This window comes from Arthrobacter sp. NPDC080073, assembly GCF_040686575.1.
In the GTDB taxonomy this organism is placed as follows: domain Bacteria; phylum Actinomycetota; class Actinomycetes; order Actinomycetales; family Micrococcaceae; genus Arthrobacter.
In genome coordinates this window covers 11683-34536 of sequence record NZ_JBFBKR010000003.1, presented here as the reverse complement: position 1 = coordinate 34536, position 22854 = coordinate 11683, and the positions used below count along the sequence as shown (strand labels likewise).

Sequence of the window (22854 nt, the reverse complement as noted above, 5' to 3'; positions counted from 1 at the left end):
TTTCGGCTGAGATGATGTCAGCGGGGCATCGTCTGCTCAGCAGGCGAGGATCCATCCGGCTGTGGGGAGTCTGGAATCGCTTCAGACGCTGGGAGGGCGGGTGGCTGGCTGGTGGCTGCCTTCGGTGAGTCGGTGCGTCGTTCTTTGAACCGCCTCACGGTTGCTTTGGCGGCGACCAGGACGGCGATCACGATGACGGCGCCCTTGACGATCTGCTGGTCAAACGGTGAGATCCCGAGGAGATTCATGACGTTGGACAATATGGCCAGCAGGATGGCTCCGAACACTGTTCCAACAGCACCGCCGATGCCGCCCATCAGGCTGGTTCCGCCGATCACGACGGCGGTGATGGCGTCCAGGTTGGACAGGCTGCCGGCCGTCGGATCTCCGACGCCGAGGCGGGCCGCGGTCATGACTCCGGCCAAGCCCGCACACAGGCCGCTGATGGAATAGGCCAGCATGATGGTGCGGGTGGTCCGGACTCCCGAGAGACGTGCGGCTTCTATGCTGCCGCCGATGGCGTAGATGTACCGCCCGAAGGCAAGGTAGCGCAGTACAAGAATGCCGCTGACGGCGATCAACAGGAACACGATGAAGGGGCCCGGTATGCCGAGGAAGCTGCCGCTTCCTATGAAGGTGAAGAATGGTTCGCGGTTGGAGAATTGTCTTGGGCCTCCGTCCGTGAGGCGTAGCGAAAGGCCCTGGATGGCGACCATGGTGGCCAGGGTCATGATGAAGGGCTGGACCTTCAGGACTGCGACGCCGATGCCGTTGATGATGCCTGCCACTACTCCGACAAGCATGCCAGCCACGATGGCCAGTGGAACGATCAGGCCGTTGTTTATCAGGATCGCCGTCGTAACGCCGGAAAGAGCGAGGATGGAACCAACGGAAAGGTCGATCCCGCCGGTGAGGATGACGAACGTCATTCCAACCGCAATTATCCCCACGATCGCTGATTGGCGACCGACATTGAGCATGTTGCTGGGCTGGAAGAACGAGGGGACCAATAGGGCCACGGCAGCGACCACAATGACAAGGATCAGGATCGGCAGCAGATTATTGCGCAGTTTCAGGGACAGGCTGTTGGCTCCTGGCCCTTTTCGCATTTGGGTTGTCACTTCTATCTACCTCCAACGGCGTAAAACATGATTTGTTCTTCTGTGGCTGTAGCGCCTTCGAGTTCGGCCGCAACCTCGCCGTGATACATGACCAGAATGCGATTGCTGAGGGCCAGGACCTCGGGCAGTTCCGAGGAGATGACGATGATGGCCAGGCCTTGACGGCACAGTTCGTGGATCAGTTCGTAGATTTCCTGCTTGGCGCCGATATCGATGCCGCGAGTGGGCTCATCAAGGATGAGGACGTCCACGCCAGCCTCCAGCCACTTCGCCAGCACAACCTTCTGCTGATTTCCGCCCGAAAGCGTGGCCACCGGGGAGGAGACGTCCGGGAGTTTGATGCGCAGCTTGTCAACATAACCCTTTGCCAGGGTCCGGTCCCGGCTTGGGGAGGCCGTGGCTGTGCGGTTCTTGAGCATGCTGACGAGAGGGATGTTCATCGCGGTGGACAAGGCGGTGAACAGCCCTTGGGTTTTCCGCTCTTCGGGCACGAGGCCGATTCCAGCATCGATGGCCTGAAGTGGCTTTCCGGCTTTCAGCTTCCGGCCCTTAATGAAGACTTCACCGCTTGTGTAGGGATCGGCACCGTAGATAGCCCTTGCCAGTTCCGTACGTCCTGCACCTCTGAGGCCAGCCACCCCGACTACCTCTCCAGATCGAACATGGAAGGAGATGTCGTTCAGGACTCCTTCGCGGGTCAGGTTCTTGACTTCGAGAGCCGTCTCTCCCAGTGTTCCGGAGACTTCACGTTCCCCGCGAGTGAAGTTTCTGCCCACCATTTTGGAAACGAGGTCGTCATGATCGGTCTCTGAGATCTTTCCAGCGCCGGTGAGCTTGCCGTCTTTCAGGACGATGTAGCGGTCGGCGAGATCGAAAACTTCTTCCAGCCGGTGGGACACAAAGATGATGCTCACACCCCGTTCCTTCAGACCGTGGACCAGCTGGAGAAGGTGATCCACATCGTCGCCCCCGAGTACAGCGGTGGGTTCATCCAGAATCAGAACCTGGGCATTACGGTGCAGCGACTTGGCAATCTCAAGCATCTGCTTTTCGGCCACGCTCAACTGACGCACCTTACGATTGACGTCGACGTTGAGTCCAAGGCTTCCCAAAAAATCCCGCGCTTCGCGCTTCGCGGCCTTCCAGTCGATTACGCCCTTGCGAGGGTATGCCCCGAACACCAGGTTTTCCGCCACCGTGAGGTCCGGGAAAAGATTCAGCTCCTGGTAGACGGTAGCGATCCCGTGGGCTTCAGAGTCCTTGGGGCCGTGGATCTGTACGGGCCTGCCGTTCATCCTCACCTCACCCGTGTCGGGTTGGTGCGCTCCAGAAAGGATGCGGATAAGAGTGGACTTCCCGGCGCCGTTCTCTCCAATAAGGGCCAAAACCTGACCTGGATGGAGCTCAAAACTTACGTCTTGGAGGGCCTGTACGCCTAGGAAGTGCTTGGAAAGATTCTTGACGGCTAAACGCGGGGCCATTTATGCCTCCGTGCGCCGTTGGATGCTGTAGACGACTGCGTCTATCATCGAATAGGTCATGGATTCACCCTAAAAGAGCTTAAGATATGAAAAAAACTGCCTGATTTATTTTGTTTTCGACATAAAACATACGGAATGTGGAGCGTGCCATGGGATCCTTGTGGACTGAAGTCGGCCTCCTGCATCAGGACCAGAATCTGGCGCCTGATGCTGTGGCCGCGCGGAGCGTCGTCGCCCGATTGATAGCCGACGAGGACACCGTGACGCGGACGGACCTCGTTAAAGCCACCGGGCTCGCCCGCTCCACTATCGAGAACCACCTCAGCATCCTGCTGGAATGCGGGCTGATCGAAGATGCAGGACCTGGCCCACAGGGCAGCCGGGGGCGGCCCGCCCAGGCTTTTCGCGTAAGCCCCGGCAAAGGGGTCGTTCTGGTAGCCGATGTCTCCTCGCGCACGACCAGGTTGGCTGTCACAACCCTGGACAAGCAAGTCGTTTCCCGTCGCGAAATCAAGATGGAAGTCACGGTCGGTCCTGACGAACTGCTGGGCGAGATCACCTCGGCCTTTGAGGCGATGCTCGCGGACGGTGGATTGGGCACGCAGGATGTTCTCGTCATTTCGGTCGGACTGCCAGGGCCCGTGGATGCCAAGCTCGGGATGGCCGTGCGGCCCCCGCTGATGCCGGGCTGGGACGGTTTTGGGGTCTGCGGTTACTTCGCTCGTCATTTCGGATGCGATGTGATCGTCGATAACGATGTCCACTTGATGGCCCTCGGTGAGGCCCGCTCGTATAGGGGTGAGCACCTGCCTCTGCTGATGATCAGTATCGGCACGGGTGTGGGCGGAGGGTTTGTCAGCGAGAGCGGCCATCTTCTGCACGGAGCCGACGGCGCCGCCGCCGACATCGGCCACAGCAAAGTACCTGACATGAAGGACATGCTTTGCCGCTGCGGCAGCCACGGCTGCTTGGAGGCGGTGGCGTCTATCAGCGCAATGGCCGCGCGCGTTTCCGCCATACGCCATGATGAGATAGGTGAGGAGCAACTTTTCGAACTGCTGGTGCGGGGCGACCCCGCCACCGTAAGCGTCGTGCGGGATAGCGCGACAATCGTTGGGCAGGTCGTTGCCGATCTGGTGAACTTCTGCAATCCGGCCCGCATTGTCCTGGGAGGTGCCATCACACAATGCACCGAAGACATACTTGCCCAGGTCCGGAGCGTCGTTTACCAACAGGCCCAACCTCTGGCGACACGCAATCTGTCCTTGGTGCATAGCACCTTGGGTAACGAAGCAGGCCTGATTGGGGGAATGATCTCCGGAATCGAACAGGTCTTGTCCCCGCGAGGGATCGCTTACCACACCCGGCCCGCGGGCTCGACGATGCAGCCGCTTGGACTTTAGCCGGCGCTTGCTCAGTAGGCGCGGCCGATGGGGCACCAATGAACCGAGGGTTGCCGCGGCTAGCGCTCTCGGAGGGTGTAGAGCCCGACCGACCTAGCTCACGGGCATGCAGATGGGCGCCGGAAACGGCGACCTTCACCCCAACAAAACCCAGCCGGAGGCCAGGCGAGACTTCTTCGAAGGGCTGGTCGGCCAATTGGCCGTTGAACGGGGTATAAGGGCGGGCGATGGCAGGTTCCTTTGGGCTCGGTAGGTTCAGGCGAGGGGCACTGCTTGAAGCGGATCCAGTGCTGCTGCTTCCAATCAACTGTGTTCCGGAGCAAACGCTTGGATCGCTGCGCCGACTATGCCTGCTTCATTGCGGAAAACCGCGGGCACGATGGGGGTCTGAAGTTTGAGGTTGGGTAAGTATTCGCTTGCGCGCTGTGAGATGCCGCCGCCGACGATGAAGAGTTCGGGTGACAGCAGGAATTCCACGTGTGAGAAGTAGCGCTGCAGCAGGACGCTGTACTCTTCCCAGGAAAGTTGGTCCCGTTCGCGGGCCACGGCCGACGTCGTTGTTTCGGCTCTACAGCCGTCAACTTCCAAGTGTCCGAACTCGACGTTTGGCATGAGTTGCCCGTTAAGGATGAGCGCGGACCCGATGCCCGTACCCAGCGTGATCACGAGGACGGCCCCGGAAACTCCAGCCCCGGCACCGTAGCGCGTTTCGGCAAGGCCAGCGGCGTCGGCGTCATTTATGACTTCCACCCGCCGTCCCAGCCGGGTGGTCAGGAGTTCGTTGATGTCGGTGTTCAGCCAGCTTCTGTCCATGTTCGCTGCGGAGTGGACCATGCCATGGCGGATGATGCCGGGGAATGTGACACCCATGGGCGAATCGGCTGCCGGAGCTTCCGGATAGACCGACACGTCGGCCACCAGCAGGGCAACGGCTTGGGCAACGGCTTTGGGGGTTGCTGGCTGCGGCGTTGGTACGCACACGGGTTCGCCTAGGAGTTTGCCTCTAGTTGGGTCTACGAGGCCTCCTTTGATTCCGGTGCCTCCGATGTCGATGCCGATAACTGGAGGGTTCATGTGTTCCTGTCCTGGAATGGCTTATGTGGCTTCGGGCACGTTGGCTGGAAGGATCGCTTCCTGCAATCCTGGCCAGGTGCTAGCTGCGGGTTAGGCTCGCCGTCCCATTCAGTCCTTGGTGCTGAAGGCGGCGTCGAAGCTGGTTTGCGACGGCAGGAAGTCGAACTTCTTGAGGTTGGCGAGGGCTTCGGGGGCGCCGTGGAGGCGGTCCATGCCCGCGTCTTCCCATTCGATGCTGATCGGCCCGGTGTAACCGATCGCGGTGAGGGCGCGGAAGGAGGATTCCCAGGGGACGTCGCCGCGTCCGGCGGAGACGAAGTCCCAGCCCCGGCGCGGGTCGCCCCAGGGCAGGTGGGAGCCCAGGACGGTGTTCCGGCCGGTGGGGCGCAGCTTGGTGTCCTTGCAGTCCACGTGGTAGATCCGGTCTTTGAAGTCCCAGATGAAGGAGACGGGGTCGATGCCTTGCCACATGAAGTGCGAGGGGTCCCAGTTCAGCCCGAACGCTTCCCGGTGCCCGATCGCTTCCAGGGTCCGCACGGTGGTCCAGTAGTCGTAGGCGATCTCGGAGGGGTGGACTTCGTGGGCGAAGCGGACCCCGCACTCGTCGAAGACGTCCAGGATGGGGTTCCAGCGGTCCGCGAAGTCCTGGTAGCCGGCCTCGATGACTTTCTCCGGGACGGGCGGGAACATCGCGACGTACTGCCAGATGGAGGAGCCGGTGAACCCGACGACGGTGTCCACCCCGAGGGCCCGGGCGAGGCGGGCGGTGTGTTTCATTTCCTCGGCGGCGCGTTGGCGCACGCCTTCGGGGTCCCCGTCGCCCCAGACTTTGGCCCCGACGATTCCCTGGTGGCGGAAGTCGATGGGGTCATCGCAGACGGCCTGGCCCTTGAGGTGGTTGGAGATGGCCCAGACCTTGAGGTTGTATTTTTCCAGGACGGCGAGCTTGGATTCGACGTATCCGGGTTCGTCCCAGCGCCAGGCGTCCAGGTGGTTCCCGGACACGGCGATTTCCAGGCCGTCATAACCCCACCCGGAGGCGAGTTTCGCGACGTCCTCGAAGGGCAGGTCGGCCCACTGGCCGGTGAACAGGGTGTACGGGCGGGGCATGGTCAGGCTCCTTCGCTGGCGGCGGTATGCATCAGGTGAGAGGCGTGAGGGGAGTCACGGAGAAAGGTACTGCCAGTAGCGGGTCCACTCCCTTCACAAACTCCTTTACGTGGTCTTCTTCGTTGTGGGCTTCGAGGTCCTCGTTACGAGCCCAGCCTTCGAAGAGGACAAAGGTTCCGGGTCGCTGCCCGTCGGAGAAGACGGTGTACTCCAGGCATCCCGAGTCTTTTCGGCTTAACGTCTGCAGAGTGTGGAGGGCCTCTTGAAGGTCGGTTTCGAGCCCTGCTTTGGCGATGAAGACTGGCATTAGCCAGACTTCTCCTGTCTCCTGGCGGGTCGGGAGGGGATTGGGCATCTTGTCTTCCTCGGTGATGTTCGTGCGATTTGGGGAGGGACGGCTCTCGGCCGTCCCTCCCGGAGTTGGTTTGGATCAGGCGTTGATCTGCGGGACCTCGACCCAGGATTCTTTGGCGGCGGATTCGATGATCGCGTCGTCGATGAGGGCGACCTGGTAGCCGTCGGCAAAGTTGGGGCTTACACTGCCGCCTTCCGCGATGGCTTTGAAGAAGTCGTGGGCCTCGATGATCTTCGTTTCGCCGTAGCCAATGCCGAGGGCAGGAATGGGCCAAAGTCCTTCTCCGTAGGGATGCGCCGGCCCGGTGTAGACGGTGCGGAATCCGCGGCGGTCGTCCTGGTCGGACGCGAAGCAGACCTGCAGTTCGTCGCGTCGTTCGTAGTTGAAGACGATGCTGCCTTCTGTTCCGTGGATTTCGAAGGTGATGTAGTTGTTCCTTCCATGGGCGTTGCGTGTTGCCTCGACGGATCCGACGGCTCCGTTGGCGAAGCGGATCATGGTCATCACTTCATCATCGACGTCAACCTGGCCGCGCGGGCCTTCCCCGCCCCGTACGGTGCCGAGTGCGTCCGCTCCGCCGGTCTGGAGCGGTCGTTCCGGGATCCAGGTGGACAGGAGGGCGTTGACGGCGCTGAATTCGCCGACGAGGTATCGGGCCATGTCAATGACATGTGTTGCAATGTCGCCAAGGGCGCCGGAACCGGCGACGGATTTCTGGAAGCGCCAGGACAGCGGGGAGTTGGGGTCGGCGCTCCAGTCCTGCAGATAGGTGCCGCGGAAGTTGAGGATTTGTCCGATTGCCCCTTCCTCGATGTATTTCTTTGCCAGCGCGACTGCGGGGGTGCGCCGGTAATTGAAGGCGACCATGTGGACGATGTTCTTGTCTTTGACAGCGTCGTACATCGCTTTGGATTCTTCGCCGGTGCGGGCCAGCGGCTTTTCGCAGATGATGTGCTTGCCTGCTTCGGCGGCGGCGATGGCAATTTCGGCGTGGAGGTGGTTGGGTGTGGCGATGTCTACGACGTGGATGTCTGGATCGTCGATAATGCTGCGCCAGTCCGCGGTGGAGTTCTCGAAGCCGAAGCGGCGGGCCGCTTCGGCGGCGAGGTCCGGGTTGGCTTCAGCGATGACTTTGCGGACCGGGAGTGCCGGCGCTGGCCAAAAGAACATGGGCATCGCGGCGTAGGCCAGGGAGTGGGCCTTGCCCATGAAGCCGCCTCCGATGAGGCCGACATTGAGGTTTTGCATGTGAATCTTGTTCCTTCCGGAAGGCTCGGGAGGCGCCGATTGGGGCGTTCCCTTGGGTCCAAAAATTTGTCAGAGGAGTTTTTCGAGGTATTTCTTGCTAAGTTCCGCTGCGGCTCGCGGGTCACCGTCGTAGGTGTCGAGTTCGACCATGAGCCAGCTGTCGTATCCGCTTTCGCGGATCGCGGCGATAATGTCCGGGAAGTCAAGTTCTCCCTGTCCCAGGGGCAGGAAATTGAAGGGGTCCTTCTGGAAGTCCTTGAGGTGGACGTGCTGGATCCTGTCGGGGTACTTCCGGATGACTGCGGCCGGGTCTGCGCCGCCCGCTGCAAGGTGTGCGGTGTCCGGGCAGAAGCCGATCCGGGTCAGCGGCATGAGCTTGTCCAGTTCCTCCGGGCCCTCGACGATGGTGCTCAGGTGCGGGTGGTAGCTTGCCGACAGGCCGAAGCTTTCTGCGATGTCCGCTACGCTGTCCAGCGCCTGACCGAGGCGTTGGTAGTCCTCGTCGGTGGTTCCGGCCGCGCGCCGTGCTCCACCACCCACCACGAGCCGTTCCGCCCCGAAGCCCGCGGCCAATTCGGCGGCACGGTGAATGCGGTGCATTTCATCCGGGAGGATGTCGGCGTAGATGAAGTTTGCCCCGGTATACACACTTGTCAGTACGACTCCTGAACTGCTCAGGATCTCTTTGAGTTCCTCGGGCTTTTCTGCGTACTCCGCAAGATTCCCGTCGAACATCTCAACACCCTGATAGCCAGCAGATGCGATGTCTTTGACGGCGTCCCTCATGGAGCCGTGGGTCATGTAAAAGAGGTCCTTGACGCTTGTTACGCCTTGCGGGTGGCCAACGACGCCGCCCCAAGTGATGGAACAGTAACCAAGTTTCATTGCTTCTGCCTTTCAGCTGCTGAGGAAGACCTGAGTAATTCGAATGGGGTGTCAGTGCCGGGAACGTCTACCCACGACTGTTGTGCAGCGGAGGTGACGAGTGCATCCGTCAGGAGTGCTGCGCGCAGCCCGTCCCGGAACGTGGGCAGGCCTTCGGGTGCCTGTCCCTGAACGGCTGCGTAGACGTCGGCGACGAAGGAGTTGAAGCTGTCCTGGTATCCCTGGGGATGTCCCGGTGGCAGTTTCGCGTACCGTCGGCCGCCGGGCGTGCTGAGGGTCTGCGGGCCGACGGTGATTTCGGAACTGGACCCTGTACTTCCCACGTGAAGGGTGTCCGGTCGTTCCTGGTTGAAGCTGAACGATGCATCAGTTCCGTCGAAGGAGAACCACAGCCGGTTTTTATAGCCCGGGCTGACCTGGCTGACGACGAGGGAGCCTGTAGCCCCCTTGTCGGTCTCGAACAGGATCGTGGCGCCGTCCTCGGTAGCAACAGAGGACAACTGGCCGCCGGATTCGCGCTGGTCGTAGGCCCGGCTGGTCTTCGCCACCAGCCTGGTGATCCTGTGTCCTGTGGTGAACTCCATCAGGTCACACCAATGCACACCGATGTCACCGAAAGCCCTGGAGGCTCCTCCGAGCTTTGAATCGACCCGCCAGTTTGTGGCTTCCGCGCCCGCCAGCCAGTCCTGCAGGTAGGAACCGTGCAGCAGCCAGAGGCGGCCGGCGTCGCCGCGCAGGATACGGTCGCGGGCCTCACGGACGGCCGGATAGAACCTGTAGACGAAGGGCACGCCCGTGACGACGCCCGCCCGATCGGCCAGGTCCGTGAGTTCCGCAGCGTCTTCAACGCTGGTGGCGAGGGGCTTCTCGCAGACAACAGGTTTCCCTGCTGCGATGGCCTTGCGGGCCAGGTCGGCGTGGGTCGAGTTCGGGGTGCAGATGTGGATGACATCCACATCTTCTCGTGCGATCAGTGCTTCGGGGGACTCGGCCGCGGTTCGGGCGCCGAGTCCCGCTGCTGCTGCTTCGGCGGAAGCCTGGCTGCTTCCGGCGACTGCACTCACTTCGCCGCCGGCTGCGCGCACCGCGTGGGCATGAACTGAGCCCATGAATCCTGTGCCTATGATTCCGGACCGTAGTTTGAAGGTCATCTGGTTCTATTTCTTCCGGGCCAGGGCGACGGCCAGGATGATGATGGCGCCACGGACCACCTGTTGCTGGCTGCTGTCCAGGCCGGCCAGAATCAGGCCGTTGTTGATCAGGCCAATCAGGAGGGCACCGAAGAGAGTTCCCATGATGGAGCCGAATCCGCCGAAGAGGCTTGTCCCGCCGAGGATGACGGCGGCGATGGCGGAGAGCTCGTCGCCCGATCCCCACTGGAACCGGCCGGACTGGAGACGCCCGGCGTACAGCATGCCGGCCACGCTCGCGACCATGCCCGAGATGAGGAGCACCTGGAACTTGATCCGCTTGGTGTTGATTCCGGTGAACTCGGCTGCGTTGCGGTTGCCGCCGGTCGCGAGTACCTGGCGGCCGAACTTCGTGCGGTTCAGCACAACGGCGCCAATGGCAACGAAGATGGCGCTCCAGACGACCAGGCCCGGAACGGGACCAAAGTCGCCGGACCCGAACACCATGTTGAACGTGTCGTTAAGGATCGGCTGCGGGGCCGAGGCAGTGATCCACTGGGCGACACCCACAGCGATACCCAACATGCCCAGCGTCACCAGGAAGGAAGGGATGCCAAGGAGACTGACCAGTGCGCCATTGATGGAGCCGACCACGAGCCCGACGGCAAGGCCGGCGAGGATTCCGGGGATCAGGCCCCACTGTGACAACGCCATGGCCGTGCAGACGCTGGACAGGCCGGCTACGGATCCGACGCTCAGGTCGATTTCAGCGCAGGAGATGACGTAAGTCATACCCACCGCGATGACGGTGATCGTAGCGGTCTGCCGGAAAATGTTCAGCAGGTTTTGCGTGGACATGAAGCCCTGGTCGCGCAGCAGGACGGCGAAGAAAAGGAAGACGACGACGAAGCCGATGTAGATGACGTAGCGGCGCCAGTCGAGCTCTTTCAGGACCGTTCCGAAACTGCGGTGTGCCGCGGTGTCGCTGGCGGGGATGGTGTTTGCCTTGCTCACTGTTCAGACTCCCTGGACTGCAAGTTGAAGATATTCCTCGTCAGCGATGTCGCTGCGGGGGATGTCACGGATGACGGACCCGTCCTTGAGGACGAGGACGCGGTCGCTGACCGCGAGGAGTTCGGGGTATTCGGAGGAGATGACGATGACCGCTTTGCCGGCGCTGGCGAGTTCGCGGATCATGTCCAGGATCTCGCTCTTGGTGCCGATGTCAACGCCGGCTGTGGGTTCGTCGAGAATCAGGATGTCCGGGTCGGTGCCTAGCCACTTGGCGATCACCACTTTCTGCTGGTTTCCGCCCGAAAGCAGCCGCACCGGGCGGTTGGGGTGGGCGACCTTGACCGCGAACTTCTTGATGAGAGAAGAGGACAGATTCTTGCCTTTCACGGAATCAAGCAACGGTCCCCGCTTAATCTGGCCAAGCAGGGGCAGCAGCAGGTTGTCGCGGACGGAGTGGTCGAGGACCAGGCCTTGAGCCCGCCGGTCCTCGGGAATGAGGGCGACGCCGGCGTCAATGGCCTGCTGCGGGGAGTTCAGATTGGTTTTCTCCCCGCGGATGAGGATGTCTCCGCTGTCCCGGCGGTCGATGCCGAAAAGTGCCCGGGCGAGTTCGGTGCGGCCGCTGCCCATGAGACCGGCCAGGCCCAGAATCTCCCCTGGGCGGAGCGAGAAGGAGACGTCCCTTACCCGTGGCCCGGCGTTCAGCCCGCGGACCTCCAGCAGGGGCGCTCCCTCGTGAGCGACGTGGTCCCGCTCGCGGTAGGCAAGCTGGCCCTCTATCTTCTTGCCGACAATACCCTCCACAATCTGTTCCGGTGTCACAGCAGTCAGCGGCTCGGTGAGGAGTTTGCGGCCATCCCGGAGGATAGTGATCCGGTCGGCGAGCCGGTAGACCTCATCCATGCGGTGCGAGATGTAGATGATCGAGATGCCGCGCTGCTTCAGCCGGTCAATCAGTTCGAAGAGCGCTTCCGACTCGTGGCGGGCAAGGCTTGCCGTGGGTTCGTCCATGATCAGCACCTGGGCGTTCTGCGAGAGCGCCTTGGCGATCTCGGTCAACTGCCAGTAGGCCGTGCCGAGCCGGGAAACCTGGGCCTGGGGGTCGACGTCCACCTCCATCTCGGCGAAGACATCTTTGGCCCGCCGCACCGAGGCGCGGTCGTCGATGAACCCGCCCGGGCCGAGCGGCTCAGCGGCCAGAAAGATATTTTGAGCGACAGTCAGGCTTGGTACGAGGCTGAATTCCTGGAAGACCATCCCGATGCCGGCAGCCTTCGCGTCCTGAATCGAGTTGATGGTCGCCGGCTTGCCGCCCATGACGATCTCGCCGGCGTCGGCCTGATAGACGCCCTGAAGAATCTTCATAAGCGTGGACTTCCCGGCCCCGTTGCCTCCTGCGAGGGCGTGGACCTCGCCCTTCCGGACGTCGAAGCTGACATCCTTCAGAACTGAAACCCCGTTGAAGCCCTTGGAAATCGAGCGCATCTCGACGACATTGTCTGCGGTGTTCATTGTTGCCCTTTCGGGACGGTGCGGGTTGGGTACCCGCACCGCCGGGTCTGGCTACTTCTTGTAGGACTCTTGAATGTCCTTCGGAGCGTCCTCGTGGTAGACCTGCTTCCAGGCTTCCAGGACGTTGGAGTGGTCGACCGGGACAGCGCTCAAGGCCACATAAGCGGGTGCGTTCTTGCCGATCAGTGCGCCTGCAGCCAGCCGGGCCTCCGTGACTCCTTGGTCGAAAGGAACCTGGGCGCCGAGCCCAACGACGAGCTGGTCTTTGGCCAAGGCAATGGCAACGTTCTTACCGAGGTCCTCGGTGGCGATCTTGAGGTCCTGGCGGCCTGCGGCGCGGGCTGCGGCCATGACACCTTCTGCGGGGACGTCCCACACTGCCCAGATTCCGTTGAGGTCGGCGTGCTTGCTTAGCATGGCGTTGGCAGCTGCCTGGGCATCACCTGCGAAGTCGGGGCCGGCGATGCCTTTTTCTTCGACGATCTGGATGTCCGGGTAGTCCTTTGTGATCGTTTCCTTGAAGCCCTGGTAGCGCTGCTTGGTCACGAAGAAATCGGCCTGGTGGAAGATGACGCCGATCTTGCCTTTGCCGCCGAGGGCCTTGGCCATCTGGTGTGCGGCGACGACACCGTTGCCGTAGTTGTCGGCAGAAACCACGGAAACGTAGTCCTTGCCGGCTGTCAGCCCCTGCGGAATGTTGTCCATGAAGACGAGCTTCGTTCCGGCGGCTGCTGCCTTCTTGTAGGCCGAGGCGGTGGCCACGGGGTCAGTGGGGATGGAAACAATGATGTTTGGGTTCTGCGTCATCACGGTCTCGATGTCCGACACCTGCTTGTCCGGCTTGAAGTTTGCGTCAGTTGTTGCGATGACTTTGATGCCGAGCTTTTCGAATTCGCTCTTGAGGCCGTTGGTCTGCGCGGTGGCCCAGTCGTTGCCGCCGTAGTGCATCACGATTGCAGCCTTGGCATTGAGCGCCTTGATCTTGGCAATCTCTTCGGGCGTGAGATCTGCTGTCGATGCCGGGGATGGCGTCTCGCCGTTGGGGCCCTTGCTCAGGACTTGTCCCTTGATCTTGTCGAGGGCCTGCTGGGCTTTCTCGGACACGCCGGTATCAGGAGCGTTTGAGCTGCCCGAGGTCGAGTTGCTACAGGAAGCGACGGAAATTGACAGGGCTGCGGCCAAGGCCACAAAGGGAAGCCTGCGGATCATCATTGTTCTCCAGTGCTTTGTCTGAGGGATAGGTGGGTGGATGGTTGGGGTCAGGCCAGGGCAATGGCGAGGGAAGTGGGCACCGGTGAGAGGACGAGTCCACCGGCGGCGGAGGCTGTGCGGACAGCAGCAGCCTTATCTGAAGCCCTAACGAGGGCCTCTGCGTGTTCTTTGGCGACGAAGAGCCCCAGGGAGCACGGCCCGTAATGGGCTTGTACCCATTTCACCGCCTCACCCGCGGCCGTTGTCAGGTCGCCGGCCGCCTCAGCGACCGAGCCGTCAATGGTCGACAGCGACTCGGGAGCCCCGGCCTGGTCGACAGAAACGACCAAGCTTGTCCACAGGAAGTTGTCATCGAATACGCCGATGACAGCCGAGGAGCCAGCCGAAACGAAGGTGCGGACAGCGACTGCGAGATCATCACGTGCAGCGTCCGCCAGGAGCAGTACCAGATTTGCCCACTGGACCTGGTCGATGTTTCGACGGCCAACGCGCGGGTCGAGCAAAAGCGCGTCGGTAGTGTCGCTCATCCCGCTCCTCTCCATTCAAGTACTCATTTTGTGAACGTTTACGAACCTACCGTGAACGTTTACGCTAGAAATCGTAAACGTTCACGGTGACCAGTGTCAAGCATCACAGTAGGAGTCGATGCGCAGTCCGAGGAGGGGCTGGCGACGTAAGATGGAGGGCGCACAAAACCGCCCTCGGCTCGGACCGCAGAATGCAAGACAGGAGAGAGCATGACAGGCATGGCGATCCCCCGCGAGGACAATGGCTGGGCTACCGACGCTCCGCTGCGCCGGAAACCGACCATCAACGATGTTGCCCAACTTGCAGGCGTCTCGTTCGGGACGGTTTCGAGAGTCCTCAACAACGCCCCCGATGTCAGCGCCTCGACCCGTGAACGGGTCCTCCAAGTCATCAAGGACATCGGCTACCGCCGGAACCGCGCAGCCACCGCGCTGGTCACCAGTCGGTCGACCTCCATTGGCATACTGTCGGACGGCTCCCCGCGTTTCGGTCCTGTCGGAACGCTCTTGGCACTGGAGAACGTTGCGCGGAACAAGGGCTACGCCACAACGGTGATCAGCGTCCAAAAACCCTACGAAGATTCCGTTCAGGCCGCCCTCGACAGTCTGGACGATACTGGCGTAGGAGGGATTATCGTCATCGCTCCTCTCGTCGAGATGGCGGCGGCAGTGTGGAACGCCACATGCCGTGTACCAGTGGAGATGATCGCGGCCGGCGCGTCGTCAACTCCAAATGTTTTCACGTACTCAGAAAATCAGGAGCTCGGAGCGAGGCTTGCCACCCAGCATCTTATAGACCTGGGCCACACCGACATCGCACACTTCGCTGGCTCCATGGACTGGTTCGATGGGCGGGTGCGCAAACGCGGCTGGGAGGCCGCTCTCCGCGAGGCCGGCCTGGAACCAGGGCTGTGCATCGAAGGTGACTGGAGTCCGCGATGGGCCTACGAAGCCGGGCTCCAACTCGTCCGCGAAGGGAGAATTCCCCAGGCGATCTTCGCCGCGAGCGACCATACCGCCCTCGGACTTATCCGCGCGTTCGCCGAGAGCGGCGTCCGCGTCCCCGATGATGTCAGTGTCGTTGGATTCGACGACATCGAAGGGTCAGACTTTTTCCTGCCTCCGCTAACCACGGTGCGCCAGGACTTCACGGCACTGGCACTCATGAGCACCGAAGTGCTTATCGGCGCCATGGAGGGGCGCGAAGTGGACCGCACGCCGACAGCGCCGACCCTCATCGTGCGCGACAGCGCCGCCCGCGCCACCGTCCATCACCGCGATTCGCCAAAAAACGCTTGATACTCCCCGAAACAAAATTGCAGACGCAGTCCTGTTTGTTGCCGTCTCACTGGAGCACGACCCACGACTGAAGCAGTCCGAAGTGCAGACCACTCGGCGCCGATTACTGGATTCCCTTTGACACCGGGAACCAGATAGTCGCTGCGGGAAGAGGAAAATCTTGGTGCGATGAACGCCCGTTGCAGCTGATCAAGCATCAGGTTGAAGTACACCCCAACCTGACGTCAGATTTCCACCGCGAGGCCGTCAGAATAGGGTCCAAACCCGGTTTTACTGACAACCGCTAGTCAGGCTCTGAAATTCCAACCTGACAATTCCGGTTCGGTCCTTGCTCCGGGGCATTGGGCGTCTGAGGGAACGGCAGGTGGATGTTCCTTATGGCAGGCAAAGATTTTCCAGCCGTAAGTCAATCTCTAACCGTCCCTGGTGGGGTAGGGAGGATACCCTCTAGTGCTGCCAGATTTTCGGGCGTGGGATTATGTCTCACCTGAAAAGCACAGTGTCCTCAAGTCAACATCACGAATGTCGTGATTACACAGGAACGTCCCGGTCAGCGTCAGCAACGAAGCATCGAGCATCGATACGCGAAGTTCCCGGGTCTTGAGTTCGGCCAAATCGATAACGTCAATTTGTCCCCCTTGATACTCACGTTTCTTGACGTAGTTGACGTCGCCGGTCTCGACAGTAAGCAATGAATGTACCGTCGAATGTGTCAAGCTATTGCGATACTTCTGGATAGTGTCCACGGCAACGAGCAACCGCTTCTTGTCGGGCCAATCATCGGGGAGGGCACGCTTTAGTAAGCGCACTTTGGTACTGACCTGTTCGCCTTCAAAGATCCGCTGCGCTGCTTTCCGATCGGCGGCCCCGGTCATCCATGCAAGGAGAACCGACAACTTTTGATCGACATGGGCAGCAAGAACTGTGAACCTTCCGATGTGTTCGAAGATGCGATCCTCGTTCTCCCGCACAGAATCTAAGTCAAAACTTCGGCTGTTGATCAAAAGTGCCTCCATCGTTCAGCTAGCCCAAGGGCCAGACATGCTGCCTCGCTCTGAGCCTACAGTTCCGTTCTCAGGGTCCGGCCATGGTCGAAAACTCTTCCGGTGGGCCGCCAATGGAGTCGATCGACTCTGAGCGGTGCGGCGATGGCGTCGGCACAACAGACCTCAAGCTAGCCTTGACTAAGGGAGACAGGGCCGTGTCCAAGGTCAACAGAGTGTCCTGGCAGATTTAAGGACCGTGAGCTACCTGGGGAGCGTAAGCATGCAGTTACCCGGACCTGCATTGAAGATGCAACGCGCTTTACGACATCTGGAAGAAACGCGGCAGCAGATTTTGGAATATCTGCAATCTGATCCCTACCAAATTTCGGTGGAAACAGACATGTCTACATCTTCGTATCTTGTGACAGCGTCTCACGTTCCGCCCCCGCAACGTATCGCCTTGTCATTCGGCGATTTTCTCCACAACCTGAGGTCGGCATTGGACCATCTCGCTCGAATCATGGTTAACGAGAATGGCGGCATTCCAATCGACGGCCCAGGAGGAACTACCTTTCCTATCCTTGCTCGCGCGAAGCCGGGGATAGTGGACATTAAAGGTGGAATCTCGATGCCCCGCCTGGAGGTTCTTCAACGGATCCAGCCCCATAACCTAGGCAGTGATTATCAGCAGCATCCTTTGTGGAAACTGAACGAACTCGACAACATCGACAAGCATCGGGTACTTCACGTCGCCAACCTTGTGGGGTACAGCAGCGTGGCGTTCTTTCCTTTAGAGAGCCATGACGTCGCCATTACGCCAGAGACGAACCGATATTCAGTTTCGCTTCATACCACGGAACCGCAGAGGATCACAGTGGCAAAGGAGGACTTGCATGAAGCTGCCAGAGCAGGCGGCATGCACACAACTACGGTCCGGTTGGCCGAGGATGAATTCTGCGGTGGAGCGCATATCTGGGGCCTCTGTGACGAACTTTATAACTATGTGCGCGATGAGGTCCTCCTGCCGCTGGTTTCTGCATGAACCAAAGCACGCACCGCCGCCCGTGGTTATGAAGTGCATAGATCAACAGAGACCTGAACTCTTCCTCGGAGCGCGTACACTTCAGCGGAACCATTGATCAGGGCGTCAAGGATCTGCTTGAACTCCGGTTCACGTCTTTGTCATAGGTCCAGGTTTCAGTGGTGGACTCCGTGACGGCGGAGGTGAGGCGGTTGACTTCGTCGTAGCCGTATGTGGTGACGGCTCCGGTTTCGGTGGTCACGGTCTTGCGCAGTGCCGCGTCCTTGGTGCCGTTGACTAGGTAACGGTCCCGGTCGGGTCGACCGAAGTCAGAACATTTGAGGCTCCGTCATACGTGACCGAGGTGGTCACGCCGCCGATGGTCTTGGACTTGGTTCTGCGCATCGAAACCGTAAGTGGTGATCCCGGAGTCGTCCTCGCGCTGGGTCAGGTTTCCCACGGTGTCATAGGTGTAGGTGATGCAGTTTGTGGCGCAGTTGACGCCTTTGTCGACCTGGATCAGCCGGTCGTTGTCGTCATAGTCGTAATGGGTGACCTGGCCTTTGCCGTCGGTGGAGGTGATCAGCCGGGACGCGCGTCGTCGTACACGTTGGTGATGGCGCCGAGCGGAGAGGGCATGGTGATGGTGGTGGGCATCCCTAGGGCCCCGTAGGTGAAGCTGGTGACGTTGCCGTTGCCGTCTGTGGACTTACAGACCTGTCCTTTCGCCAGCGCCGGCTGGCGCCACCGCCCCGGCCGTGGCAGCATCGGACGGTGACTACAGATACCCGTCCGTACGTCGAGCCGGGGCGGCCGGAACCTGCCGTTCCGCTGCTCGGCGGGGACGTGACGGAGGGGCTCGTCCGGGTGGGCGACACGGTGCGGCGCCCTGTAAGCGATGCTTCGCAGCGGGTCCGCCGCCTCTTGGACTACCTGCAATCGGCCGGATTCCGGGGAGCACCCCGCTTCCTGGGCATCGACGGAAGCGGCAGGGACACCCTGAGTTTCGTTCCAGGCGACACGGCCGGCCGCCCCTGGCCAAGCTGGGTCGCCGATGAATCGAGCGCCGTCAGCGTCGCCCGCTTGGTGCGCAGCTACGATGACGCCGTGCAACCCCTCGGCATACCCGGCTGGGCACGCACGGGCGAGGACGCCGATCCGCAGGGGTGCCCGGGCTCGATTGCGGGACCGGCGACATTCCTCGCCCACATGGACATCACCCCGGAGAATGTCGTCTTCCGGCAAGGTACCGCCGTCGCCCTGATCGACTTCGATTTGCTGCGCCCCGCAACCCGGGCGGAAGAAGTCGCGAACTTGCTCCTCTGGTGGGGCGCCTGGATGCCCGACGCCGACCGCGATCCGGTGATGCGCAAGGCCGACGCCGCCTCCCGCGGTGCCGTGCTGGTGGACGCCTATGGCCTGGGTCCAATTGATCGCGCCAAGGTAGTTGAGGTGGCCAGGAACGGGGCCGACCGTTCCTGGCATTTGATGCGGCACAGGGCGCTCACCCTGGGCGGCGGCTGGAAGAGGATGTGGGACGAAGGCGTCGGTGACAAGATTCTTCGCCGCCAGGCGTGGCTGGCCGAAAACGCCGAAGTTCTCCACGCCGCAATAACCTGAGCGGCCTCTACACCTCGTCGAGGTGACGCAGGATAAAGGGAAGCGTGGCACGCATCGTCCGCAGATCGCCGTCGCTGGCTGCTTGCTCCCCAAGGTAGTCTCCGTGGTTTCCCGGCACGATCATCAGCCGGCTCCCCGGGATGGCCCGCACCATCTGCACCCCGTGCTCGGGCTTGATCACGTCACGGTCGGCGAGCAACACGAGGGTCGAGGCCGTGATGGAGCCCAATTGCTCGTCGGACCATCCGGGAAACGTCAGCATTCGCTGGCTGTCCAGGACAAAGAGTTTCTCAAGGTGTTGCGGGTCCGGATTGAGCTTGCGGTCGGCCTCCCGGTAGACCTCGGGCATGTCTGCGGAGGTGGCGTTTTGGAGCCCATCCCAGAAGCCATCCACCATGCCATCGGGTGCGGCCATCGACGACGCGATGATCAACTTTCGTACCACCCCAGGATGTTCCATGGCCAAGGCGAGCGCGGTGTGGCCGCCGGCACTGAAGCCGAGCACATCCACCAACGGCACGTCCAGCTGACGAAGGACAGCCGCGACGTCTGCGGCTGAGTTTTCGGCGGTGAGGGGGCGGTCGATCGGCGCCGTGCGGCCATGACCTTCCTCTTCGACGGCGATGACTTGCCTCGTCCCGGTCAGCAGCGGGATGAGCTCCCGGAAGTTCGACTCGATCGTGGAACCGCCGCCATGGATCAATAACAAGGGCGGGCGGTCCAGCCGGCGTTTGCCATGAACCTCGTAATACATCCGCAAGGGGCCGTTGTCCGCGTAGCCGTGCTCAAAGTCCACGTCCCCACCCTAACTGCCGGCTGTAGCTACTTGGCAAGGGATTGAAGAACTCAACGCGCCTCAACAATTCGATTAATGAGAATGATTATTGATAGCATCAATGCTCATTCATCGCTCCTATCCGAAAGTTCCCCATGCACCCTGCCCTCCTGGTTCAAGACCTGAGGGTGTCCCTCCGGGGACGCGCCCTCATTGACGGAGTCAGCTTCGCTCTTGACCGGGGTCAAAGACTGGCCCTACTCGGAGCCTCGGGGTCCGGCAAGTCCCTGACCGCGGCCGCCCTCCTGGGACAGCTTCCAGCCGCGATGAGTGCTTCCGGACGGTTGCAGATCAACGGAGTAGACGTGCCGTTGTCCAAGAGGCGAAGCAGGCGCGCGGGGATCACCGCAATCCATCAGGACCCGATGTCCTCGCTCAATCCCTTGGTACGCCTGGGCAAACAGCTTGAGATCCCGCTACGTGATGCCGGCCTTTCCGTGCCCGCGGCACGGCAACAGGCACTTGAACTCCTCGTGTCGGTGGGAATAGAGGAAGCCGAACGGACCATGGAAAGCTTCAGCGGCGAATTGTCGGGCGGCCAGCTGCAGCGGGTCTGCATCGCTCTCGCCCTGGCCTGCCGCAGCACCGTCCTCGTGGCGGATGAACCCACCACCGCACTGGACATGGTCAGTCAGGCCAAGGTCCTCGATGCGTTGTCCTTGTATTCGGAATCCTCCCATTCCATAGCCGAGCAATCCACAGCCGCCGCGATGTTGTTCATTACACACGACCTCGCCGTGGCTGCGGCCTTTTGCCACCAGGCCCTTGTCCTGGGTTCCGGCCGGATCGTCGAGGAGGGACCGATGCAGTCGCTCCTGGAGCGGCCCAGGCACCCATACACGAAGCAGTTGGTGGAAGCCGCCCATGCCGGCTTCGGTTCCCTCCCCTCGGAAGCCACCGCGCCCTCGGAAGCAACGGCATGAATGCGGTGTTGAGCGCCGACAAGCTGGGTCTGCGCTACCCGGGCAGAGGGCTCCTGAAGCAACGGTCAGCCCGGGCCGCCTTGCGGGACGTTTCCCTCAGCATCGCCGCCGGCGACAGCATCGGGCTCGTGGGCGCCTCGGGCGCCGGAAAATCTACGCTCCTGCGGATCTTGCTTGCTTTGGAGAAGCCGGATGCCGGAACCGTCGCTTTCAATGGCTCCCCGGTTGTGCCCGGCCCGGCATCGTCCTTGAGGTGGTACCGCCGGGCGGTGCAATATATCCCGCAGAATCCGTCCGCGAGCCTTGACCCGGCCATGAGCGTGGAGCGCCTCCTCCTGGAACCCCTGAGGCAACTGCGCATCGACGGAGACCACCGCGGGATGATCGTGGATGCCCTGCAGCGGGTCGATCTCGATCCGGGCATGCTGATGCGCCGGCCCCGTGAACTCTCCGGCGGGCAAAAGCAACGCGTGGCCATTGCACGGGCCCTGGTCCCCGCGCCGAGCATCCTTCTGGCAGACGAGCCGGTCAGCGGACTCGATCTTCCCCTCAGGAATACGGTCCTGGAGCTCATGGAACAGCTGGTCCATCGGGACGGGCTGGGGCTCCTGTTCGTCTCCCACGACCTGGCCGCGGTAGCCCGCCTGTGCCCTCAAACCCTGGTCCTCTCCGGGGGACGCGTGGTGGAACAAGGACCCACCGCGGCCGTGTACGCCAACCCAAGGACCCGGGAAGCCAAAGAGCTCGTAACCGCCATCCCCCGGCTGAACTTGTACAAGGGAAAGGAAAGGCCATGAAGGATGTGATCCCGCGCGCGGAGCCCTCGCCCCGGCTCCTGCTGGCCAGCCAGCTCATCTTCAACCTTGGCTTCTACTCGGTTGTCCCCTTCTTGGCGGTATCGATGCGCGAGGACTTTGGCATGGGTGCAATGATGGTGGGAATCGTCCTCGGCGCCCGGACCTTCGCCCAGCAAGGATTGTTCCTCATGGGCGGTGCTGCCGCGGATCGTTGGGGAGCCCGGCCCGTGATGATCGCCGGATGCCTGGCCAGGATTTCCGGGTACCTTCTGTTGCTCTGGGCTTCGGACTTCCCCCTTTTCCTCCTGGGGGCTGTCATCACAGGGGTGGGTGGTGCCCTCTTCTCACCCGCTTTGGACAGCCTCGTCGGCGCGGCCGAAGAACGACGCGCCGCCATTCAGCCCCACAAAACCACTGTTTTTGCGCTGCTGGTCATTTTCGGAGAAATCGGGGCCGTAGCAGGTCCCTTGCTGGGCTCCGTCCTGCTCGGGACCGGCTTCGACACTGCCTTGCTCGTCGGGGCGGGCATCTTCGCCGTGATGGCTGTGGTCTTCGCAGCCTTCCTTCCAGCGACAAACGCGGGTGCGGTCAAGACGTCCGCCGGACACGCGGCGGACGCACCGGCGTCGGACGCTTGGTCCTGCCTCAGGAAGAAGCGCTTCGTCTCATTCGCGGCCTTCTATAGCGTCAACCTCTTTGCCTACAACCAGCTCTACTTCGGGCTACCCATCGAGCTGGAACGAAGCGATGCGGGTTCGGGTGCGCTTTCGGCGATTTTCGCCTACGCATCCATTGTGACCATCGCCCTGCAGTGGCCCATCGCCAGGCTCACGAAACGGACGGGGGCCGGTGTCGCGCTCGCTGCGGGATTTGCCGTTCAGGCCTTGGGGTTCGTCGCTATCGCAGCCATGGCCGCCTTTCCCCCGCCTGCCGCTTTTCCTGCACTGCCGGCGTTCCTGCTGGTCACCGCGCTCGTCCTCGGACACATGTGCGTGGGACCCGTTGCCATGGATCTGGTCCTCGATTTTGCCTCGGAACGCCCCACCGGCGCGTACTATGGCCTGCTCGCCAGCTGCGGCGGAACGATGGTTCTCCTCGGCAATGTCCTCCTGGCACCCTTCTATGAACAGGCCGCCACACCATCCGCTGCCGCGGCCACTCCCTGGCTGATATCGGCAATCTTCGCCATAACGTCCGCGGTTCTCATTGGCCGTTTCCTTCCGGCACCGGCCCCGGCGCCGCGGCCGCAACAACTCCACTCCGTCTAATCCACTCGCACCCACAAAAGACAGGCACCCCAT

24 protein-coding genes are annotated in these 22854 nt (G+C 61.7%); 7 read left to right on the top strand and 17 right to left on the bottom strand.

Features of this window, described 5'->3' with window-relative positions; all coding sequences use genetic code 11:
- Nucleotides 1–17: 17 nt before the first annotated feature.
- Together AB0O52_RS04385 and AB0O52_RS04380 are read right to left on the bottom strand one after the other, a co-directional pair.
- Nucleotides 18–1121, bottom strand: coding sequence for an ABC transporter permease (locus AB0O52_RS04385; protein ID WP_364533933.1), 1104 nt, complete (start codon nt 1119–1121; stop codon nt 18–20).
- A gap of 2 nt (nt 1122–1123) precedes the next feature.
- A complete protein-coding gene (locus AB0O52_RS04380) occupies nt 1124–2602 on the bottom strand; it encodes a sugar ABC transporter ATP-binding protein (protein WP_364533930.1) in 1479 nt (492 codons plus the stop codon).
- A gap of 149 nt (nt 2603–2751) precedes the next feature.
- Here AB0O52_RS04380 and AB0O52_RS04375 point away from each other — a divergent pair, with 149 nt between their 5' ends.
- Nucleotides 2752–4005 (top strand): ROK family transcriptional regulator, encoded by a 1254-nt coding sequence (locus tag AB0O52_RS04375; RefSeq protein WP_364533927.1) that lies wholly within the window; start codon nt 2752–2754, stop codon nt 4003–4005.
- Between the two features lie 303 nt (nt 4006–4308).
- Here AB0O52_RS04375 and ppgK read toward each other — a convergent pair whose 3' ends face one another.
- The 10 genes from ppgK to AB0O52_RS04325 form a co-directional block, all read right to left on the bottom strand.
- Entirely contained in the window at nt 4309–5079 is a 771-nt protein-coding gene (gene ppgK, locus AB0O52_RS04370; protein ID WP_364533924.1) for a polyphosphate--glucose phosphotransferase, read from the bottom strand.
- A gap of 108 nt (nt 5080–5187) precedes the next feature.
- Nucleotides 5188–6189 carry a sugar phosphate isomerase/epimerase gene (locus AB0O52_RS04365; protein WP_364533921.1) on the bottom strand — a complete coding sequence of 334 codons (1002 nt, stop codon included), beginning with the start codon at nt 6187–6189 and terminating at the stop codon, nt 5188–5190.
- Nucleotides 6190–6220: 31 nt separating this feature from the next.
- Nucleotides 6221–6544, bottom strand: a complete 324-nt coding sequence (locus AB0O52_RS04360; RefSeq protein ID WP_364533918.1) for a putative quinol monooxygenase — start codon at nt 6542–6544, stop codon at nt 6221–6223.
- Nucleotides 6545–6619: 75 nt separating this feature from the next.
- A complete protein-coding gene (locus AB0O52_RS04355) occupies nt 6620–7792 on the bottom strand; it encodes a Gfo/Idh/MocA family oxidoreductase (protein ID WP_364533915.1) in 1173 nt (390 codons plus the stop codon).
- A 69-nt stretch (nt 7793–7861) separates the two neighbouring features.
- Nucleotides 7862–8677 (bottom strand): sugar phosphate isomerase/epimerase, encoded by an 816-nt coding sequence (locus tag AB0O52_RS04350; RefSeq protein ID WP_364533912.1) that lies wholly within the window; start codon nt 8675–8677, stop codon nt 7862–7864.
- Nucleotides 8674–9828 (bottom strand): Gfo/Idh/MocA family oxidoreductase, encoded by a 1155-nt coding sequence (locus AB0O52_RS04345; RefSeq protein ID WP_364533909.1) that lies wholly within the window; start codon nt 9826–9828, stop codon nt 8674–8676. The genes AB0O52_RS04350 and AB0O52_RS04345 overlap by 4 nt, the downstream gene beginning before the upstream one ends.
- A 6-nt stretch (nt 9829–9834) precedes the next feature.
- Complete coding sequence (locus AB0O52_RS04340; RefSeq protein ID WP_364533906.1) at nt 9835–10821, bottom strand: ABC transporter permease; 987 nt, start codon at nt 10819–10821, stop codon at nt 9835–9837.
- 3 nt (nt 10822–10824) lie between these two features.
- Complete coding sequence (locus AB0O52_RS04335; RefSeq protein ID WP_364533903.1) at nt 10825–12333, bottom strand: sugar ABC transporter ATP-binding protein; 1509 nt, start codon at nt 12331–12333, stop codon at nt 10825–10827.
- 51 nt (nt 12334–12384) lie between these two features.
- Nucleotides 12385–13545 (bottom strand): substrate-binding domain-containing protein, encoded by a 1161-nt coding sequence (locus tag AB0O52_RS04330; protein ID WP_364533900.1) that lies wholly within the window; start codon nt 13543–13545, stop codon nt 12385–12387.
- A 47-nt stretch (nt 13546–13592) separates the two neighbouring features.
- A complete protein-coding gene (locus tag AB0O52_RS04325; RefSeq protein ID WP_364533897.1) occupies nt 13593–14072 on the bottom strand; it encodes a hypothetical protein in 480 nt (159 codons plus the stop codon).
- Between the two features lie 210 nt (nt 14073–14282).
- Between AB0O52_RS04325 and AB0O52_RS04320 the strand changes: the two genes are divergently transcribed.
- The gene (locus tag AB0O52_RS04320; protein WP_364533894.1) at nt 14283–15371 is read left to right on the top strand and encodes a LacI family DNA-binding transcriptional regulator; all 1089 of its coding nucleotides are present in this window, start codon (nt 14283–14285) and stop codon (nt 15369–15371) included.
- Nucleotides 15372–15847: 476 nt separating this feature from the next.
- Here AB0O52_RS04320 and AB0O52_RS04315 read toward each other — a convergent pair whose 3' ends face one another.
- Complete coding sequence (locus AB0O52_RS04315; protein WP_364533892.1) at nt 15848–16375, bottom strand: hypothetical protein; 528 nt, start codon at nt 16373–16375, stop codon at nt 15848–15850.
- Nucleotides 16376–16637: 262 nt separating this feature from the next.
- Between AB0O52_RS04315 and AB0O52_RS04310 the strand changes: the two genes are divergently transcribed.
- The gene (locus AB0O52_RS04310; RefSeq protein WP_364533889.1) at nt 16638–17399 is read left to right on the top strand and encodes a hypothetical protein; all 762 of its coding nucleotides are present in this window, start codon (nt 16638–16640) and stop codon (nt 17397–17399) included.
- A 97-nt stretch (nt 17400–17496) separates the two neighbouring features.
- Here AB0O52_RS04310 and AB0O52_RS04305 read toward each other — a convergent pair whose 3' ends face one another.
- The 3 genes from AB0O52_RS04305 to AB0O52_RS04295 form a co-directional block, all read right to left on the bottom strand.
- Nucleotides 17497–17640, bottom strand: a complete 144-nt coding sequence (locus tag AB0O52_RS04305) for a hypothetical protein (RefSeq protein WP_364533886.1) — start codon at nt 17638–17640, stop codon at nt 17497–17499.
- A gap of 87 nt (nt 17641–17727) precedes the next feature.
- Nucleotides 17728–17961, bottom strand: a complete 234-nt coding sequence (locus tag AB0O52_RS04300; RefSeq protein ID WP_364534788.1) for a hypothetical protein — start codon at nt 17959–17961, stop codon at nt 17728–17730.
- Nucleotides 17961–18146, bottom strand: a complete 186-nt coding sequence (locus AB0O52_RS04295; RefSeq protein ID WP_364533883.1) for a hypothetical protein — start codon at nt 18144–18146, stop codon at nt 17961–17963. The genes AB0O52_RS04300 and AB0O52_RS04295 overlap by 1 nt, the downstream gene beginning before the upstream one ends.
- 6 nt (nt 18147–18152) lie before the next feature.
- On the opposite strand from AB0O52_RS04295, the gene AB0O52_RS04290 reads away from it, so the two are divergent.
- Nucleotides 18153–18998, top strand: a complete 846-nt coding sequence (locus AB0O52_RS04290; RefSeq protein WP_364533880.1) for a phosphotransferase — start codon at nt 18153–18155, stop codon at nt 18996–18998.
- A gap of 7 nt (nt 18999–19005) precedes the next feature.
- On the opposite strand, the gene AB0O52_RS04285 is transcribed toward AB0O52_RS04290, so the two are convergent.
- A complete protein-coding gene (locus AB0O52_RS04285; RefSeq protein ID WP_364533877.1) occupies nt 19006–19794 on the bottom strand; it encodes an alpha/beta hydrolase in 789 nt (262 codons plus the stop codon).
- Nucleotides 19795–19928: 134 nt separating this feature from the next.
- On the opposite strand from AB0O52_RS04285, the gene AB0O52_RS04280 reads away from it, so the two are divergent.
- The 3 genes from AB0O52_RS04280 to AB0O52_RS04270 are packed head-to-tail and all read left to right on the top strand — an operon-like array spanning nt 19929 to nt 22821.
- Nucleotides 19929–20756 (top strand): ABC transporter ATP-binding protein, encoded by an 828-nt coding sequence (locus AB0O52_RS04280; protein ID WP_364533874.1) that lies wholly within the window; start codon nt 19929–19931, stop codon nt 20754–20756.
- A gap of 8 nt (nt 20757–20764) precedes the next feature.
- Nucleotides 20765–21553 carry a dipeptide/oligopeptide/nickel ABC transporter ATP-binding protein gene (locus AB0O52_RS04275; protein WP_364533871.1) on the top strand — a complete coding sequence of 263 codons (789 nt, stop codon included), beginning with the start codon at nt 20765–20767 and terminating at the stop codon, nt 21551–21553.
- Nucleotides 21550–22821, top strand: a complete 1272-nt coding sequence (locus tag AB0O52_RS04270; protein WP_364533868.1) for an MFS transporter — start codon at nt 21550–21552, stop codon at nt 22819–22821. Before AB0O52_RS04275 ends, AB0O52_RS04270 begins: the two co-directional genes overlap by 4 nt.
- The last annotated feature ends 33 nt before the right edge of the window (nt 22822–22854 follow it).

Excerpts from the sequence above, each read along its gene's own strand:
- AB0O52_RS04380 (WP_364533930.1), bottom strand. The coding sequence starts at position 2,602 with ATGGCCCCGCGTTTAGCCGTCAAGAATCTTTCCAAGCACTTCCTAGGC.
- AB0O52_RS04375 (WP_364533927.1), top strand. The coding sequence starts at position 2,752 with ATGGGATCCTTGTGGACTGAAGTCGGCCTCCTGCATCAGGACCAGAAT.
- ppgK (WP_364533924.1), bottom strand. The coding sequence starts at position 5,079 with ATGAACCCTCCAGTTATCGGCATCGACATCGGAGGCACCGGAATCAAA.
- AB0O52_RS04365 (WP_364533921.1), bottom strand. The coding sequence starts at position 6,189 with ATGCCCCGCCCGTACACCCTGTTCACCGGCCAGTGGGCCGACCTGCCC.
- AB0O52_RS04360 (WP_364533918.1), bottom strand. The coding sequence starts at position 6,544 with ATGCCCAATCCCCTCCCGACCCGCCAGGAGACAGGAGAAGTCTGGCTA.
- AB0O52_RS04355 (WP_364533915.1), bottom strand. The coding sequence starts at position 7,792 with ATGCAAAACCTCAATGTCGGCCTCATCGGAGGCGGCTTCATGGGCAAG.
- AB0O52_RS04350 (WP_364533912.1), bottom strand. The coding sequence starts at position 8,677 with ATGAAACTTGGTTACTGTTCCATCACTTGGGGCGGCGTCGTTGGCCAC.
- AB0O52_RS04345 (WP_364533909.1), bottom strand. The coding sequence starts at position 9,828 with ATGACCTTCAAACTACGGTCCGGAATCATAGGCACAGGATTCATGGGC.
- AB0O52_RS04335 (WP_364533903.1), bottom strand. The coding sequence starts at position 12,333 with ATGAACACCGCAGACAATGTCGTCGAGATGCGCTCGATTTCCAAGGGC.
- AB0O52_RS04330 (WP_364533900.1), bottom strand. The coding sequence starts at position 13,545 with ATGATGATCCGCAGGCTTCCCTTTGTGGCCTTGGCCGCAGCCCTGTCA.
- AB0O52_RS04325 (WP_364533897.1), bottom strand. The coding sequence starts at position 14,072 with ATGAGCGACACTACCGACGCGCTTTTGCTCGACCCGCGCGTTGGCCGT.
- AB0O52_RS04320 (WP_364533894.1), top strand. The coding sequence starts at position 14,283 with ATGACAGGCATGGCGATCCCCCGCGAGGACAATGGCTGGGCTACCGAC.
- AB0O52_RS04310 (WP_364533889.1), top strand. The coding sequence starts at position 16,638 with ATGCAGTTACCCGGACCTGCATTGAAGATGCAACGCGCTTTACGACAT.
- AB0O52_RS04295 (WP_364533883.1), bottom strand. The coding sequence starts at position 18,146 with ATGCTGCCACGGCCGGGGCGGTGGCGCCAGCCGGCGCTGGCGAAAGGA.
- AB0O52_RS04280 (WP_364533874.1), top strand. The coding sequence starts at position 19,929 with ATGCACCCTGCCCTCCTGGTTCAAGACCTGAGGGTGTCCCTCCGGGGA.
- AB0O52_RS04270 (WP_364533868.1), top strand. The coding sequence starts at position 21,550 with ATGAAGGATGTGATCCCGCGCGCGGAGCCCTCGCCCCGGCTCCTGCTG.